Origin of the sequence: Streptomyces ambofaciens ATCC 23877 (genome assembly GCF_001267885.1) — a bacterium.
Classification (GTDB): Bacteria; Actinomycetota; Actinomycetes; order Streptomycetales; family Streptomycetaceae; genus Streptomyces; species Streptomyces ambofaciens.
In genome coordinates this window covers 4,149,203-4,164,035 of record NZ_CP012382.1, presented here as the reverse complement: position 1 = coordinate 4,164,035, position 14,833 = coordinate 4,149,203, and the positions used below count along the sequence as shown (strand labels likewise).

Here is a 14,833-nt window from a genome sequence, read left to right as displayed (position 1 = left end):
GGCAAAGTCGGCGCGGATCGGCGTCCGCCGTCTTCTTACGGAGCCGTGACGTGCCGGTGCGGACGTCCGGTCCGGGGCCCGCACGGACCTAGCGTGGCCGTATGCGCGTACTGGTCACCGGCGCTGCCGGGTTCATCGGGTCCCACGTCGTCGCGGCGCTGCGCACGCGCGGGCACGAGCCCGTCGGCTACGACGTCCGCGAGGACCCCGGCGCCGACGTGCGCGATCCGGTGGCCGTCGGCCGGGCGCTGGCCGGCGTGGACGCCGTCTGCCACCAGGCGGCGATGGTCGGGCTCGGCAGCGGCTTCGCGGACGCGGCGGAGTACGTCTCGCGCAACGACCTCGGTACCGCCGTGCTGCTCTCCGCGATGGCCGAGGCGGGCGTGCGGCGGCTGGTGCTGGCCGGATCGATGGTCGTGTACGGGGAGGGGCACTACGCGTGCCGCCGGCACGGGGTGGTGCGGCCCGGGCCGCGTGCCGTCGCCGACCTCGAGGCGGGACGGTTCGAGCCCGCGTGCCCGGCGTGCGGCGAGGAGCTGACCCCCGGGCTGGTCGGCGAGGACGCCCCGGCCGACCCGCGCAACGTGTACGCGACCACCAAGCTGGCCCAGGAGCACCTGGCCGCCGCCTGGGCCCGGACGACCGGCGCGAGCGCGGTCTCGCTGCGCTACCACAACGTGTACGGGCCGCGGATGCCGCGCGACACCCCGTACGCCGGTGTGGCCTCCTTCTTCCGCTCCGCCCTCGCCCGCGGCGAGGCCCCCCGCGTCTTCGAGGACGGCCGCCAGCGACGGGACTTCGTGCACGTACGGGACGTGGCCGCGGCGAACGTCGCGGCGTTGGAGGCCCCGGGCGTGCCACCGGCCGGCACGCTCAGGGCCTACAACACCGGCAGCGGTACGCCGCACACGGTGGGCGAGATGGCGACCGCCCTGGCCGCCGCGTACGGCGGGCCCGCACCCGTCGTCACCGGCGGGTACCGCCTCGGCGACGTACGGCACATCACCGCCGACTCCGCACGGCTGCGCGAGGAGCTGGGCTGGCGGCCGCGGGTCGCCTTCGCGGAGGGGATGCGGGAGTTCGCGCGGGCCGGACTGCGGGGGGACTGAACGGCTCGCCGCCGCCCGCTCAGGCGTCCGCCAGGGGCAGGGTCACCTCGAAGCGGCAGCCGCCGGGGATGTTGCGCACGGTGGCCTGGCCCCGGTGGGCCTCGACGATGCCGCGGACGATGGCGAGGCCCAGGCCGGCCCCGGCCGGCGGGGTGCGGGCGTGGCTGCCGCGCCAGCCCGTGTCGAAGACGCGCGGCAGATCCTCCTCGGGGATGCCCCCGCAGCCGTCGGTGACGGAGAGCACCACCCCCGCGGGCGAGGGTTCGGCGGCGACCGCGACCGTGCCGTCGGCGGGGGTGCGGCGGATCGCGTTGACCAGCAGGTTGCCCAGGACGCGGCTCATCTCCCTGCCGTCGACCTCGACCGGCACCGCGGCCACCGCGTCGCCGACCAGCCGCACACCGTGCTCCCTCGCCAGCGGGTCCGCGCCCGCGAGGGCGTCGCCGACCAGGTCGTAGAGCGAGATCCGGGCCGGGGTCAGGGGCAGGGTGCCGGCGTGGATGCGGGACAGTTCGAAGAGGTCGCCGACCATGTCGTCGAGGCGTTCCACCTCGGTGCGGATCTGCTTCAGGTAGCGGTCGGGGTCGGCGGCGACGCCGTCCTCCAGCGCCTCGGACATGGCGCGCAGTCCGGCCAGCGGCGTACGCAGGTCGTGCGAGATCCAGGCGACCAGTTCCCGCCGTGAGGTCTCCAGGGCGCGTTCCCGCTCCCTGGACCGCCTGAGCCGGTCACCGGTCGCCGCCAGTTCGCGGCTGAGCGCGTCCAGTTCGGCCGTGGCCGGGCCGGCGGGGGCCGCGTAGCCGCCGTCGTCGCCGAACGTGCGGGCGGCGGCGGTCAGTTCGCGGCTGCGGGCGACCACCCAGCGGCCCAGCAGCAGGGCGGTGGCCAGGGAGACGACGGCCGCCATCGCCACGACCGTCGTGACGACGGACAGGTCGTGCGGGGACAGGAACATCGCCCACGCGACGGCGAGGGTGCCCGCGAGCATCGCGAGGACGGCGACCGCCGCCACCACCGTGAGCGACGCGGTCAGCGAGCGCCGGCGGATCAGCCTCAGCACGCCCGCCCCGAGCAGTCCGGTGGTGGCGGCACCGGCGAAGGCGTAGAGGGCGATGAGGAGCGTGTCGTGCACGGTCAGTCCGCCTCCCCGCCGACGGGGTCGAAGCGGTAGCCCACGCCCCACACGGTCCGGATCAGCCGGGGGCGGGCCGGGTCGTCCTCGACCTTGCCGCGCAGCCGCCGGACGTGGACGGTGACGGTGGAGAGGTCACCGAAGTCCCAGCCCCACACCTCGCGCATCAGCTCCTCCCGGGCGAACGCCCGCCCCGGATGCCCCAGGAAGAAGGCGAGCAGGTCGAACTCCCGCAGGGTCAGGGCGAGTTCCGTGCCCGCCCTGGTGGCCCGCCGGGCGGCAGGGTCGACGGTCAGGCCCGCCGCGGCGAGCGGGTGCGGCGCCGGGACGGACCGGGTCCTGCGCAGCACGGAGTCCACCCGCAGCACCAGCTCCCGCGGGCTGAAGGGTTTGGTCACGTAGTCGTCCGCGCCGACCTCCAGGCCGAGGACACGGTCCTCCTCGTCGCCGCGGGCGGTCAGCATGACCACCGGCACGGGCCCCCGCTCCCGCAACCGCCGGCAGACCTCCAGGCCGTCCATGCCGGGCAGCATGAGGTCGAGCACCACCAGGTCCGGCGGGTGCTCGGCGGCCCGGGCGAGCGCGGCCGGGCCGTCGGCGGCCCGGTCGACGAGGTGACCCGCGCGGTCGAGGTAGCCGGCCACGACCTCCGCGACCGTGGGGTCGTCGTCGACGACCAGGACCCGGGCGGGGCCGTCCCGGTCTCCGTTCGAGACCTCGTTCGGGGAAGCGCCCCGGGGGACGGACTCGTACGGCTGCTGCTGACGCATGCGCCCAGCCTCGCACCGTGCCGCCGCCGCCGTCGCCGGTGCGGGCGGCCGGGGCCGCGACGTCCGCGTTTCGTAAGGAGCGGAAGTCCGATACGCCCGATTCCGGTTCGTAGGGTGAAAGCCGTGACCACCTCGCCTCCCCCGGACGTCGACGTCGTGCTCCCGTGCCTGGACGAGGCCGGGGCACTGCCCTGGGTCCTCACCCGCATCCCGGCCGGCTGGCGCGCGCTCGTCGTCGACAACGGCTCCACCGACGGCTCGGCACGGATCGCCCGCGGACTCGGCGCCACGGTCGTGACCGAGCCGCGCCGCGGCTTCGGCGCCGCCTGCCACGCCGGGCTGACCGCCGCCACCGCCGAGATCGTCTGCTTCTGCGACTGCGACGCCTCCCTCGACCCGGGACTGCTGAGACCGTTCGTCGGCGAGATCCGCGCCGGCACGGCCGACCTGGTGCTCGGCCGTCGGCGCCCGCGGGGACGCGGCGCGTGGCCCGCGCACGCCCGGGCCGGCAACCTCGCCCTCGCCCGGATGCTCCGCCGCCGCACCGGCCTGGACCTGCACGACCTCGGCCCGCTGCGCGCCGCCCGCCGCGAGCCGCTGCTCGCCCTCGGGCTCACCGACCGGCGCAGCGGCTACCCCCTCCAGATGGTGGTGCGCGCCGCCGACGCGGGATGGCGGATCACCGAACGCGACGTCCCCTACCTGCCGCGCACCGGGGCCTCCAAGGTGACGGGGACCTGGCGCGGCACCTGGCACGCGGTCCGGGACATGCGCGCGGTCCTCGCCGAGGTTCCGGCCGGCCCGGACGCGCGTGGCGGCGCCCACGAAGGGAACTCACGGTGAACATGGTGAGCACCACCCTCCTGGTCATCGCCAAGGAGCCGCGGCCCGGGCGGGTCAAGACCCGGCTCACACCGCCCTTCAGCCCGGACGAGGCCGCCGCGCTCGCGGAGGCCGCCCTCGGTGACTCCCTGCGGGCCGTGGCCGCGGCCCCCGCACGGCGCCGGGTACTGGTGCTGGACGGTTCCCCCGGCCCCTGGCTGCCGCCCGGCTTCGACGTCGTACCGCAGTGCGCGGGCGGGCTCGACGAACGGCTGGCGGACGCCTTCGCCGGGTGCGCCGGGCCCGCCCTGCTGATCGGGATGGACACACCGCAGGTGACGCCGGAGCTGCTCACCGTGGACTTCGCCGACTGCGACGCGTACTTCGGTCCCGCCGAGGACGGCGGCTTCTGGGCCCTGGGCCTGGCCCGTCCCGACCCCGCGCTGGTCCGGGGCGTGCCCATGTCGACACCGGTGACGGGGGCCGTGCAGCGGGAGCGGCTGTGCACGGCGGGACTGCGCGTGCGCGACCTGCCGCGGCTGCGCGACGTCGACACCGCCGCCGACGCGCGGGCCGTCGCCGCCTGCGCGCCGCACGGCCGGTTCGCCGCCCGGCTGGCCGCGTGCGCGACGGGCACGGAGCGGCGGGGGGGCCGATGAGCAGGGCCTTGCAGCGGTGCGGGCGGCGGCCCGGCGAACGGCCGGCCGGTCGGTGCCGGCCGCCTCGGACAAGCCGCCCCGCGCACCGCCGCTCCCCCCGCCTGGGCCGTCTCCGACCCTTACGCCGCCGCCCTGCGCACCGGCCGCGGCCCGCTGTTCCTGCGCCGCGCGGACGGCTGGCTGCTGCCCCTGGACGTGGAGCGCTGGTGCGCGCGGGCCGATCCGGTGGACCTGGAGGTGCTGGACCGGTGCGAGGGGGCCGTGCTCGACGTGGGCTGCGGACCCGGCCGGCTGGTGGCGGAGCTCGCCGCCCGCGGCCGGATCGTCCTCGGCATCGACGTCAGCGAGGCCGCCGTCGCCCGCACCCTGCGGCTCGGGGGCCGGTCGCTGCGGCGCTCCGTCTTCGACCCGCTGCCCGGCGAGGGACGCTGGGACACCGTCCTGCTGATGGACGGCAACGTCGGCATCGGCGGCGACCCCCGTGCCCTGCTGGCCCGCGTCGCCGCCCTGCTCGCGCCCGGCGGCCTGCTCATCGCCGAGACCGCCGAGGCCGACGTCGACGAACGCGCCGAGGTGCAGGTCGTCGACGTCACCGACGCCCGCACGGCGGGCAGCCCCTTCCCCTGGGCCCGGATCGGCTCGGCCGCCCTGCTCCGCCACGCGGGCGCCGCCGGCTGGCGGGCCGCCGCTCAGTGGACGTCGGGTGGCCGCCGCTTCGTCGCGCTGCGCAGCGACCGCGACGCCAGGAGCAGTGCCGACCCGCCGAACAGGACAGCCGTGATCAGCAGCCAGCGGGCCAGGAAGCCCTCCGCCGACTGCCCGGCGACCGCCTCGTAGCGCCGGTCGACCCGGCCGCTGATCAGCGGGAACCACACGAGCAGCAGCAGCCCGGAGAAGAGGGCCGGCACCCGCACGTACAGCGCCCACCCGCGGCGTCCGGCCGCCCCCAGCCCGCGTACGACCGCCCGGTCGGCCACCGTGTACAGGGGCAGCAGCACCAGGTCGTGCAGCAGGGCCGCCCCGACGAACCACAGGACCACACCGAGCGGGTCGCCGGTGAGCAGCCGCACCCCCGCGTAGCCGGCGAGCGCGAACGAGCAGGCGAGCAGCAGAAGCCGGAAGGGGCTGCCGATCAGCCGCCGCGGCGCGGGCCGCTTCCCGGACGGCTTCGCGGACCGCAGACCGCGCCCAGGGCTCATCACCGGTCTCCGAACGTCATCCGGGCCACCCACTTGGTGTTCAGCACGCCGGGCGCGGCGGGCACGATGATCCGCGCCGGATGTCCGTGGTCCGCGCTCAGCGCCTCGCCGTTGACGGACAGGGCGAGCAGCGAGCGCGGGTCGGCCACCTGGTTGGCCCGCAGGGCCCCGCTGCGGAAGGCGCCCCGCCGCTGGAGGGACTCGACGAACACGTCCGGCGGGTCGTCCTCGAAGCCCACGAGCGCGGCGAGATCGCGCAGCCGCACCCCGCGCCACCACTGGTCGGACGTCGACCAGCCCTCGACGCAGGCGATCGGCAGCGCGGCGCTGTGCTGCTCCATGCCCAGCAGTCGGCCGCGGCCGAGCCGGACGGTCCCGGTGCGTCCCGTGAGGACGAGCCGCCAGGCGTCCTCGCTCGTCTCGGCCGGGTCGATGCCCGCGTAGCGGGCCGTCTTGTTGATCTGGAAGCCACCCGGCCCGTGCCCCGGTTCGGGGCCGCCGTGCGGCGAGAGCACGGCCGTCTCCCGCAGCGGCCCGTCGAAGCTGCGGCCGGCGTTGGTGGCGAACATCAGCAGCGAGCCGCCCCCGACCACCCACAGCGCCCCACGCCGCGAGACGGTGGGCGGATCGGGCCGCGGGGAGATCAGGTCGTCGTCGCGCTCCTCGCGCAGCGCGCGGAGGTTGCGCAGCGCCACCGGCACCTTGAGCACGGCGTGCGCGACGAAGGCGGCGAAGAAGACCCAGGCCCCGTAGAAGTGCAGCGGGTAGAAGGAGCCGGGGAAGACGTAGTCCAGCTGGATGTTGAGCACCCCGGTCCCGAAGGTGAACAGCGCGCCCCCGACCAGCAGGAGCAGGGAGACCCGCTCCAGCGCGTGGGCGAGCGAGCGGGCCGGCGGCAGCGTGAACAGCCTCGGCACGACCGACCACAGCTTGGCCAGCAGCACCGGGACCAGGGTGAGGCCGAGGGTGACGTGGACGCCCTGGGTGAGGCGGTACAGCCAGTGCGGGTCGGTCGGCCAGGCGAAGAGGTAGCAACCGAGGATCCCCCGGTCCGGTGTCTTGTCGTTGACCGGGTCCAGGCCGGGGTTGTACGCGGCGTAGGAGAGCAGTCCCGTCGCGAACAGCACGGTGAGGCCGACGAGCAGGACGAGGCCGAGCAACGACGTGAACCGGGGACCGCGCAGGGGGCTGCGCCAGAAGCCCGGTGCGGACGGGAGCCGTGAGGCGGGGACGCGCATGTCCCGACGGTAGGCCGCGACCGGCCCCGGGAGCGGTCCGCGACCCATGACGAAACGCTGACGTCCGCCGTGTGCGCCGTCCCCGGGCCGGTCGCGCGTCCTACGGTGCCGAGGTGACCCGCCCGCGCTCCCTGACCCTCGACCTCTGCGCCGCCGCGGCCGCCGTGCTGCTGGTCGCGGCCGCCGTCCTGGTCGGCCGCACCGTGTACACCTACGACACCCTGATCGTCGGCTGGCCCCCGCTGCTCGGCCGCTGGGACCCGCACGTGGGCCCCGGCACCCCGGCGGCCGTCCTGGTGGCGACGGCGGCCGTGGCGTACGGACCGGCACTCGCCGGCCGTCTGCCGTGGCGCGCGCTGCTCGCCGCCGCCTGGGGCACCGCGATGGCCTGGACCTGGTCGCTGGCCCTGGTCGACGGGTGGCACCGGGGCGTCGCCGGCCGGCTCACCACCGGCCAGGAGTACCTCACGGTCATCGACCGCTGGCACGACGTCCCGGCGACCCTGCGCGACTTCACCGGGCACATCCTGCTGCGGTCCCCCGACAACTGGCCCGCCCATGTCGCCGGCCACCCGCCGGGAGCCACGCTCACCTTCGTGCTGCTCGACCGGATCGGGCTGGGCGGCGGGGGCTGGGCCGGAGCCTGGTGCATCACGGTCGGCGCGACGGGGTGCGTGGCGGTGCTGGTGGCGGTGCGGGCGCTGGCCGGCGAGCGGCCCGCCCGGCGGGCGGCGCCGTTCCTCGTGCTGGCGCCGGCCGCGGTGTGGACGGGCACGTCGGCCGACGGGTACTTCGCGGCGGTCGCCGCGTGGGCCGTGGCGCTGCTGGCGCTCGCGGTCACCGGCCGCTCGCCGTGGTGGGCGGCGGGCTCGGGACTGCTGTTCGGTCTGACCTGCTACCTCTCGTACGGGCTGACGCTCTTCGCGGTGATCGGGGCGGCGGTGCTGTGGCTCGGCCGGCGCGGGGTGCGGGAGCGTCCCGTGCTGTTCGTACCCCTACTGGCGGGGGCGGCGGTGGTGCCGCTGGCGTTCACCGTGGCCGGGTTCGACTGGTGGGAGGCGTACCGCCTGCTGGTCGAGCGGTACTACGAGGGCGCGGCCGGGGTCCGCCCGTACGGCTACTGGGTGTGGGCGAACCTCGCCTGCACGGTGCTCATCACGGGTCTGGCGACGGTGGCGGGCCTGCGGCGCGCCGCGGGCCCGCTGGTCCGGCGGCGCGGCGCGGGTGCGGTCGCCGAGGAGCCGCGCCTGGCGTTCCTGGTGGCCGCCGGGCTGCTCGCCCTGCTGATCGCCGATCTGTCCGGCATGAGCAAGGCGGAGACGGAACGCATCTGGCTGCCCTTCGCCCTGTGGCTGCTGCCGGCCGGCGCGTTCCTCACCCGGCCGAGGGCCTGGCTCGCGGCACAGGCCGTCCTGGCCCTGCTCCTGAACCATCTGGTGGCCACCGGCTGGTGAGCGGGGCCACGACCGACACGGCATACGGAGCAGGGCCCGCACCGACCGGTGCGGGCCCTGCTTCGTGATGCGTACTGCGCGCGCGTTACGCGGGAACGATGTTCTCCGCCTGCGGGCCCTTCTGGCCCTGCGTGACGTCGAAGTTGACGCGCTGGCCCTCCTGGAGCTCACGGAAGCCCTGGGTGGCGATGTTCGAGTAGTGGGCGAAGACGTCGGCGCCGCCGCCGTCCTGCGCGATGAAACCGAAGCCCTTTTCGGCGTTGAACCACTTCACGGTACCGGAAGCCATGTTTTTACTCCTAGGCAGTGTTGAGGCCCGCACTTTGCGGGCCTTCACATCGCTGCGGCGATCACCTGCCCGGAAAACCGGTAACACAAATGGCAACCACAACTGCAACTGATGTCCAGCCTAGCACGAAATGAATCGCCGCCACTGGAAATGAAACGCCGGGAGATTTCGACACGGAATGTTTTTCCGGCGTCCGCCGAATATCTGTTTCACCGGGGTCAGTTTTTCACTCGTCGCGCCGTCCGGCCTCGCGGCGGAGCTCCTCGTTCATGCGCAGCGCCACCTCCAGGTCGTCCTCCAGGCGGACGATGCGGCAGGCGGCCTCGATGGGCGTTCCCTGATCGACCAGTTCACGGGCGCGCGCCGCGCGGCGCAGTTGCCGGCGCGAGTAACGGCGGTGCCCGCCCTGCGAACGTGTCGGACTGACGAGACCCGCCTCACCCAGAGCGCGGAGGAAACCGGGCGTGGCGCCGATCAGCTCGGCCGCCCGGCCCATCGTGTACGCCGGGTACTGGTCGTCGTCGAGCCGGTCGGCGGCCTGCGGCCGACCTGCGGCGCTCAGCCTGCTCTCCGGGGTCATGCATGCCTTTCCGCGGACCGCATCGGACACGGGCCGCCACGGGGGACCGGTCCCCCCACACCTGAACTCTAGTCGCGCCTGCCGGAAAGCTGTCGCGGCGAACGTACATCCGGGGGGGCACGTCGGTCCGGGAACGGGTCAGGCGGGCGACGCCGTCCAGCGGCGGAGCAGTGCCAGGCGCTCGTCGCCGGCCGGGGCGGGCTCGCCGAACCGGTCCCGGCACCAGGTGAGGAGGTCGTCCACGAGGGTGTCGCCGTCGACGAGCCGGGTCAGCAGGGCGCGGGAGAGGGCGTACTCGTCCGGGGTGTGGATGCCGCCGGGGACGGCGGCCAGGGCGCTCGCCTCGATCGTGCCGTCGGTCTCGGTCACCACCCGTACGGTGAAGGCCGGCGGCTGCTCGCCGTCGCCGCTGATCAGCACGAGGGCGGAGTCGAACGCCATGGACAGCAGGCGCCGCGCGGCGGACCGCACGGCGACGTCCCGTACGTCGATCTCCCGGATCTCGTCCCAGCGCCGGCCGCGGCCGCCCTGGCCGAGCCCCAGGATCTCGACCCCGTCCTTGGTCAGCCGCACGCCCGGCGCGGTGCCGGTGGGCTCGGCGCCCACGTACACGCAGTCCTCGGTGATCCAGAACAGGCCGACCATGGCCATGAGCGCCTCCCCCAGCGGTGTCACCGGGGGAGACGGCCGCGGGCGCCCGGGGGTTCCCGGGCGCCCGCGACTCCTGAGCACGGGTCAGGTCACGACGTGACCGCGGCCGGTCCCACCAGCTCGGTCAGGACATCCTCCATCGTCACGAAGCCCAGGACAGCGCCCGTCTCGCCGGTGACCGCGGCCAGGTGGCTGTCCTCGGCGCGCAGGGCGGTGAGGGTGTCGTCCAGCGGGGTGTCGATGCGGACCCGCGTGACGCGGTGCAGCGCCGCTCGGGGGAAGGGGGCGTCCCGGTCGGTGAGGCCCAGCGTGTCCTTGATGTGCAGGTAGCCGAGGACGGCGTTGCCCGGACCGGTGACCGGGAAGCGGGAGAAACCCGCCTCGGCGGCCAGGCGCTCCAGCTCGGCCGGGGTGACCGTGTGGCCGACCGTGCGCATCTTCTGCGCCGGGACCAGGATCTCGCCGACCGGGCGGGTGCCCAGCTCCAGCGCGTCGCGCAGCCGCTCGCCGTCGGCCGGGCTGAGCAGCCCGGCCTCGCTGGCGTCCACCACCATGCGGGCGAGCTGGTCGTCGGTGAAGACGGCCTCGACCTCGTCCTTCGGCTCCACCCTGAGCAGCTTGAGCAGGGTGTTGGCGAAGGCGTTGATGCCGAAGACGAACGGCTTCAGCGCCCGGGTCAGGGCGACCAGCGGCGGGCCGAGGATCAGCGCGGTGGTCGCCGGGGCGGCCAGCGCGATGTTCTTCGGGATCATCTCGCCGATCAGCATGTGCAGGTACGTCGCCAGGGCCAGCGCGATCGCGAAGGCGATCGGGTGGACCAGCGCGTGCGGCATGTGGACCGCCTCGAACACCGGCTCCATCAGGTGCGCGATGGCCGGTTCCGCGACCGCGCCGAGCACCAGCGAGGAGACGGTGATGCCCAGCTGGGCCGTGGCCATCATCGCGGAGATGTGCTCCAGGCCCCACAGGGTCATCCGGGCGCGTTTGTCGCCCGTCTTCGCGCGCGGCTCGATCTGGCTGCGGCGTACGGAGATCATGGCGAACTCGGCGCCGACGAAGAACGCGTTGGTCAGCAGCGTCAGGGCGCCGATGAGGAGCTGCACGGCGGTCATCGGGCCACCTCCGGCTCACGGTCGGCCGACGGGACCGGCGCGGGTGCGGTGACCCGGAGGCGGTCGGCGCGGTGGTGGTCGACGTCCAGGACGTGCAGGCACCAGCCGTCGAGGTTGATGACGTCGCCCTTGGCCGGGATCCGCGCCAGATGGGTGGCGACCAGGCCGGCCAGGGTCTCGTACGGTCCGTCCGGTGCGGCCAGGCCGATCCGGGCGAGCCGGTCCAGGCGGAGCGAACCGTCGGCCTCCCAGGCCGCGCGGCCGTCCGACTCGGCGGGGGCGGGCAGCAGGTCCGGTATCTCGACCGGGTCGTGCTCGTCGCGGACCTCGCCCACGACCTCCTCCACGATGTCCTCGACGGTCGCCACGCCGGCCGTGCCGCCGTACTCGTCGATGACGACGGCCATGGTGCGGGTGGAGCGCATGCGCTCCAGGAGGCGGTCGGCGGGCAGGCTGTCCGGCACCAGGAGCGGCGCGGTGGCCAGCTCGGTGACGGGGGTGGACGCGCGCCGGTCCGGCTCCAGGGCCAGCACGTCGCGGATGTGCACGGTGCCGATGACCTCGTCGAGGCTGTCCCGGTAGACCGGGAAGCGGGACAGGCCGGTGGCGTGCGAGAGGTTCGCGGCGTCGGCGGCGGTGGCGTGGGCCTCCAGCGCCTTGACGTCGACGCGCGGTGTCATGACGTTCTCCGCGGTCAGCTCGCCCAGGTGCAGGGTGCGCACGAAGAGCTCGGCGGAGTCCGCCTCCAGGGCGCCCTCGGCGGCCGAGTGCTGGGCGAGGGCGACCAGTTCCTCGGGGCTGCGGGCGGACGCCAGTTCCTCGGCCGGTTCCAGGCCGAAGCGGCGTACGAAGCGGTTCGCCGTGTTGTTCAGGTGCCGGATGAAGGGGCCGAACGCGGTGGTGAAGCCGCGCTGCGGACCCGCGACGACCTTCGAGACGGCCAGCGGGCGGGAGATCGCCCAGTTCTTCGGGACCAGCTCGCCGACGACCATCAGGACGACGGTGGACAGGACCACGCCGAGCACGGTCGCCACCGTCGAGGCGGCGCCGCCCAGGCCGATCGCCGTCAGGGGGCCGCGCAGCAGCACGGCGATCGACGGTTCGGCCAGCATGCCGATGACCAGGGAGGTCACGGTGATGCCGAGCTGGGCGCCGGAGAGCTGGAGGGTCAGGGACCGGACGGCCTTCAGGGCGCCGTCGGCACCGCGCTCGCCCGACTCCGCGGCACGCTCCAGGTCACCGCGCTCGACGGTGGTCAGGGAGAACTCGGCGGCGACGAAGACGGCGCAGGCCAGGGTGAGCAGGAGGGCCAGCAGGAGCAGCAGGACCTCGGTCACCGTGCCACCCCGCTTCCCTCACGCGTGTACCGGGGGGACTGCGGGCCGGCCGTGGCACGGCCGGTACTGGGAGGCTCCATTACGGAACGGGACTCCTTTGACAGCTCGGTGGGCGCCGGTACCAGCCGGTCGCCCGAGGGTTCCCCCTCATGGTAAAGGACGAGCAAAACGACAGGGAGTCCTCGGACCCCTAGGCTTCTACTCGCCTGTAGAGAACAGTCGGACGCCTCCGGATGTTCCCCGCACGGAAGTCCCTCGCACCGACGTGAAGGAGTGCACGCCTCGATGGTGTTCAAGCCGCTGCCCGGTCCCCTCGGCGTGGACGGCCCCACGGTCGACACGGTCCTCGACCCGGGCGCCGCCCGGCCGGGGGGCGTCCTGTCGGGCCGGGTCGACCTCGTCGGCGGCACCGCCGGCCACGACGTGGAGCACGTCGTGCTGGAACTGGTGGCCCACGTGGCGGCGGCCGGGCACACCGGGGACGGGGACCGGCGTGGGCGCGGAGACGGGGTCCGGCGCGAGGGCGGGGACGGGGAGGAGGGCGGGGGCCGCGAGGAGGTGGTCGTCTTCGAGCGGCGCCGCCTCGGCGGGCCCTTCCGGCTGGCCTCGGGAGAGCGGCGCAGCGTGCCCTTCTCGCTGCCGCTGCCCTGGGAGACGCCGGTCACCGAGCCGTACGGCCGGCCGCCGGGCATCGCGCTCGGCGTCCGCACCGAGCTGGCGGTCGCCGGCACCGCGGACACGGGCGGCGCGGTCCCGCTGGCCGTGACGCCCCTGCCGGCCCAGGAGGCCGTCCTGGAGGCCCTCGGGCGGCTCGGCTTCGGCCTGCGCTCCGCCGGTCTGGAGCACGGCCGCATCGGCGGCACCGGGCAGCGGCTGCCCTTCCGCCAGGAGATCGAGCTCTCCGCGCCCCCGCGCTACGCCGACCAGGTGGAGGAGATCGAGCTGACCTTCCTCGCGGTGCCCGGCGCCCTGGAGGTGGTGCTGGAGGCGGACAAGCGCGGCGGCGCGTGCTCCGACGGCCACGACGCGCTCAGCCGGTTCACCGTCCCGCACGACGGGCCGGCCGGGTCGCGGGACTGGACCGCCCTGGTCGACGGCTGGGTCCGGGAACTGGTCGAGCACCGTGCGGCGTACGGCTCCCAGGCCGTGTACGGCCACGGAACCGGGGAGCCGTCCGTTCCGCGGACCCGGCGACCCGACGGGCCGACAGCTCTTGCAGACGCGTAGAGGGAGGCGTGCGGAAGAGGGAGACGTGGTGCGCGAGGCCTGCCTCGCGCGGGACCTGCCGCCGCACGAGTTCGGCCTCTGACCTCCGCCCGCCGTGCCGTAGATTCCGTGGGGGCCCGTGCCGCGGGCCCGACCGTACGTCCACCAGGGGAGTGCCGTGTTCGGACTGAGCGAGCTCGCGATCATCCTCATCGTCGTCATAGCCGTCGTCGCCGCCAGGAAGCTCCCCGAGCTGAGCCGCTCGGCGGGCAGGTCGGCCCGCATCCTCAAGGCCGAGGCCCGGGAGACGAAGGGCGAGGAGCGGGAGCCGGCGAGGGACCGGGAGGGCCACCGGGTCGTCCGGGGCGAGGCGGTGCGGCACGAGGACACCGGGGACACCAGGAACACCGGCGGCACCAGCGACGCCGGGGACGGCGGCCCGGAGTCCGGGCACCGGGTCGGCCCGCAGGGCTGACGCCCCCGTTCCCCGCGCCCGCTCCGCCGCGGGGCCGGCCCTCCCGCGCCGCCCTCCCGCGCGTCGGCGCGGGCGCCTCACGCGTCGGGCTCCCCGTCGGCACCTCGGGTGCGGTGCGGGCCCAGCTCCCGCAGGGCGTCGCCGAGTTCGGCGGCGGTGAGCGCGGGCGCGGGCAGGGGCGGCGCGGCCGGTGCGGGGCGCAGCCCGGCGAGGAGCAGGGCGAGGGGGCGGCGCCAGGCGTCCGGTGCCGTCGCGGCGGTCAGGGCGGGGACGGCACGGCCGAGAGCGGCGAGCGCGAACAGCACGTCCTCGGTGGTGACGTCGGGGCGGACGGTGCCCTCGTCGGCACAGCGGGACAGCAGCGCGTCCACGGTCCGGCGGTTGTGCTCGTGCACGGCCTCCAGGCTGTCGACACCCCGCAGACGCGTGGTCATGAGGTCGTTGGTGCCGCGGTCGGCGGCCAGGGTGGCGAAGACGACCTCCAGGTAGGCGGTGAGGCCCGCCCACGCGTCCGGCGCCTTCCTGGCCCGCTCACCGGCGTCCATCGTGTCCGTCAGCGAGTCCCGGAACACGGCGTCCACGAGCGCGGCGCGGGTGGGGAAGTGGCGGTAGAGCGTCGCGTTGCCGACCCCGGCCCGGCGCGCGATCACGTCCAGGGGCGCGTCCAGCCCCTGCTCGGTGAACACCTCGTGGGCCGCCCCCAGCAGAAGCTCCCGGTTGCGCCGCGCGTCGCGCCGCTGCCGGGGAGCTCCGTCGTGTGCGCCGACGGTCATCCTCACGCTCCTGATCCCACGGGTCCG

Annotated in this window: 16 protein-coding genes; 7 read left to right on the top strand and 9 right to left on the bottom strand. The window is 75.2% G+C overall.

The window, feature by feature from the left end; all coding sequences use genetic code 11:
• The first annotated feature begins 101 nt into the window (after positions 1 to 101).
• A complete protein-coding gene (locus tag SAM23877_RS18545; RefSeq protein ID WP_053134299.1) occupies positions 102 to 1,109 on the top strand; it encodes an NAD-dependent epimerase/dehydratase family protein in 1,008 nt (335 codons plus the stop codon).
• A gap of 19 nt (positions 1,110 to 1,128) precedes the next feature.
• Here SAM23877_RS18545 and SAM23877_RS18540 read toward each other — a convergent pair whose 3' ends face one another.
• Together SAM23877_RS18540 and SAM23877_RS18535 are read right to left on the bottom strand one after the other, a co-directional pair.
• Positions 1,129 to 2,241, bottom strand: a complete 1,113-nt coding sequence (locus tag SAM23877_RS18540) for a sensor histidine kinase (RefSeq protein WP_053134296.1) — start codon at positions 2,239 to 2,241, stop codon at positions 1,129 to 1,131.
• A gap of 2 nt (positions 2,242 to 2,243) precedes the next feature.
• A complete protein-coding gene (locus SAM23877_RS18535; RefSeq protein WP_053134293.1) occupies positions 2,244 to 3,011 on the bottom strand; it encodes a response regulator transcription factor in 768 nt (255 codons plus the stop codon).
• Between the two features lie 114 nt (positions 3,012 to 3,125).
• On the opposite strand from SAM23877_RS18535, the gene SAM23877_RS18530 reads away from it, so the two are divergent.
• From SAM23877_RS18530 to SAM23877_RS41955, 3 genes are all read left to right on the top strand, one after another.
• The gene (locus SAM23877_RS18530) at positions 3,126 to 3,854 is read left to right on the top strand and encodes a glycosyltransferase family 2 protein (RefSeq protein WP_053134290.1); all 729 of its coding nucleotides are present in this window, start codon (positions 3,126 to 3,128) and stop codon (positions 3,852 to 3,854) included.
• A gap of 2 nt (positions 3,855 to 3,856) precedes the next feature.
• Positions 3,857 to 4,492 carry a TIGR04282 family arsenosugar biosynthesis glycosyltransferase gene (locus SAM23877_RS18525; protein WP_053134287.1) on the top strand — a complete coding sequence of 212 codons (636 nt, stop codon included), beginning with the start codon at positions 3,857 to 3,859 and terminating at the stop codon, positions 4,490 to 4,492.
• A gap of 132 nt (positions 4,493 to 4,624) precedes the next feature.
• Positions 4,625 to 5,329, top strand: coding sequence for a methyltransferase domain-containing protein (locus SAM23877_RS41955; protein ID WP_079030288.1), 705 nt, complete (start codon positions 4,625 to 4,627; stop codon positions 5,327 to 5,329).
• Positions 5,330 to 5,690: 361 nt separating this feature from the next.
• Here the strand turns inward: SAM23877_RS41955 and SAM23877_RS18515 are convergent, their stop codons facing one another.
• On the bottom strand, positions 5,691 to 6,929 hold the full coding sequence (locus SAM23877_RS18515) for a molybdopterin-dependent oxidoreductase (RefSeq protein WP_053142605.1): 1,239 nt from the start codon (positions 6,927 to 6,929) through the stop codon (positions 5,691 to 5,693).
• Positions 6,930 to 7,042: 113 nt separating this feature from the next.
• On the opposite strand from SAM23877_RS18515, the gene SAM23877_RS18510 reads away from it, so the two are divergent.
• Complete coding sequence (locus SAM23877_RS18510) at positions 7,043 to 8,383, top strand: hypothetical protein (RefSeq protein WP_053142602.1); 1,341 nt, start codon at positions 7,043 to 7,045, stop codon at positions 8,381 to 8,383.
• 85 nt (positions 8,384 to 8,468) lie between these two features.
• On the opposite strand, the gene SAM23877_RS18505 is transcribed toward SAM23877_RS18510, so the two are convergent.
• From SAM23877_RS18505 to SAM23877_RS18485, 5 genes are all read right to left on the bottom strand, one after another.
• On the bottom strand, positions 8,469 to 8,672 hold the full coding sequence (locus SAM23877_RS18505) for a cold-shock protein (RefSeq protein WP_003975194.1): 204 nt from the start codon (positions 8,670 to 8,672) through the stop codon (positions 8,469 to 8,471).
• A gap of 226 nt (positions 8,673 to 8,898) precedes the next feature.
• Positions 8,899 to 9,252, bottom strand: coding sequence for a MerR family transcriptional regulator (locus tag SAM23877_RS18500; protein WP_053134283.1), 354 nt, complete (start codon positions 9,250 to 9,252; stop codon positions 8,899 to 8,901).
• A 138-nt stretch (positions 9,253 to 9,390) separates the two neighbouring features.
• The gene (locus SAM23877_RS18495) at positions 9,391 to 9,903 is read right to left on the bottom strand and encodes a hypothetical protein (RefSeq protein WP_053134280.1); all 513 of its coding nucleotides are present in this window, start codon (positions 9,901 to 9,903) and stop codon (positions 9,391 to 9,393) included.
• A gap of 89 nt (positions 9,904 to 9,992) precedes the next feature.
• Positions 9,993 to 11,015, bottom strand: coding sequence for a hemolysin family protein (locus SAM23877_RS18490; protein WP_053134278.1), 1,023 nt, complete (start codon positions 11,013 to 11,015; stop codon positions 9,993 to 9,995).
• Complete coding sequence (locus SAM23877_RS18485) at positions 11,012 to 12,352, bottom strand: hemolysin family protein (RefSeq protein WP_053134275.1); 1,341 nt, start codon at positions 12,350 to 12,352, stop codon at positions 11,012 to 11,014. Before SAM23877_RS18485 ends, SAM23877_RS18490 begins: the two co-directional genes overlap by 4 nt.
• Positions 12,353 to 12,637: 285 nt before the next feature.
• Between SAM23877_RS18485 and SAM23877_RS18480 the strand changes: the two genes are divergently transcribed.
• Both SAM23877_RS18480 and SAM23877_RS18475 read left to right on the top strand, forming a co-directional pair.
• Positions 12,638 to 13,579, top strand: coding sequence for a sporulation protein (locus SAM23877_RS18480; protein WP_053134272.1), 942 nt, complete (start codon positions 12,638 to 12,640; stop codon positions 13,577 to 13,579).
• A 157-nt stretch (positions 13,580 to 13,736) separates the two neighbouring features.
• Complete coding sequence (locus tag SAM23877_RS18475; RefSeq protein WP_079030285.1) at positions 13,737 to 14,033, top strand: twin-arginine translocase TatA/TatE family subunit; 297 nt, start codon at positions 13,737 to 13,739, stop codon at positions 14,031 to 14,033.
• A 77-nt stretch (positions 14,034 to 14,110) separates the two neighbouring features.
• Here SAM23877_RS18475 and SAM23877_RS18470 read toward each other — a convergent pair whose 3' ends face one another.
• The gene (locus SAM23877_RS18470; RefSeq protein WP_053134270.1) at positions 14,111 to 14,806 is read right to left on the bottom strand and encodes a TetR/AcrR family transcriptional regulator; all 696 of its coding nucleotides are present in this window, start codon (positions 14,804 to 14,806) and stop codon (positions 14,111 to 14,113) included.
• Positions 14,807 to 14,833 lie beyond the last annotated feature (27 nt).

Bases quoted from the DNA above. Each gene is read 5' to 3' on its own strand.
- SAM23877_RS18480 (WP_053134272.1), top strand. From the start codon at position 12,638: ATGGTGTTCAAGCCGCTGCCCGGTCCCCTCGGCGTGGACGGCCCCACG.
- SAM23877_RS18515 (WP_053142605.1), bottom strand. From the start codon at position 6,929: ATGCGCGTCCCCGCCTCACGGCTCCCGTCCGCACCGGGCTTCTGGCGC.
- SAM23877_RS18495 (WP_053134280.1), bottom strand. From the start codon at position 9,903: ATGGCCATGGTCGGCCTGTTCTGGATCACCGAGGACTGCGTGTACGTG.
- SAM23877_RS18545 (WP_053134299.1), top strand. From the start codon at position 102: ATGCGCGTACTGGTCACCGGCGCTGCCGGGTTCATCGGGTCCCACGTC.
- SAM23877_RS18470 (WP_053134270.1), bottom strand. From the start codon at position 14,806: ATGACCGTCGGCGCACACGACGGAGCTCCCCGGCAGCGGCGCGACGCG.
- SAM23877_RS18500 (WP_053134283.1), bottom strand. From the start codon at position 9,252: ATGACCCCGGAGAGCAGGCTGAGCGCCGCAGGTCGGCCGCAGGCCGCC.
- SAM23877_RS18535 (WP_053134293.1), bottom strand. From the start codon at position 3,011: ATGCGTCAGCAGCAGCCGTACGAGTCCGTCCCCCGGGGCGCTTCCCCG.
- SAM23877_RS18505 (WP_003975194.1), bottom strand. From the start codon at position 8,672: ATGGCTTCCGGTACCGTGAAGTGGTTCAACGCCGAAAAGGGCTTCGGT.
- SAM23877_RS18525 (WP_053134287.1), top strand. From the start codon at position 3,857: ATGGTGAGCACCACCCTCCTGGTCATCGCCAAGGAGCCGCGGCCCGGG.
- SAM23877_RS18490 (WP_053134278.1), bottom strand. From the start codon at position 11,015: ATGACCGCCGTGCAGCTCCTCATCGGCGCCCTGACGCTGCTGACCAAC.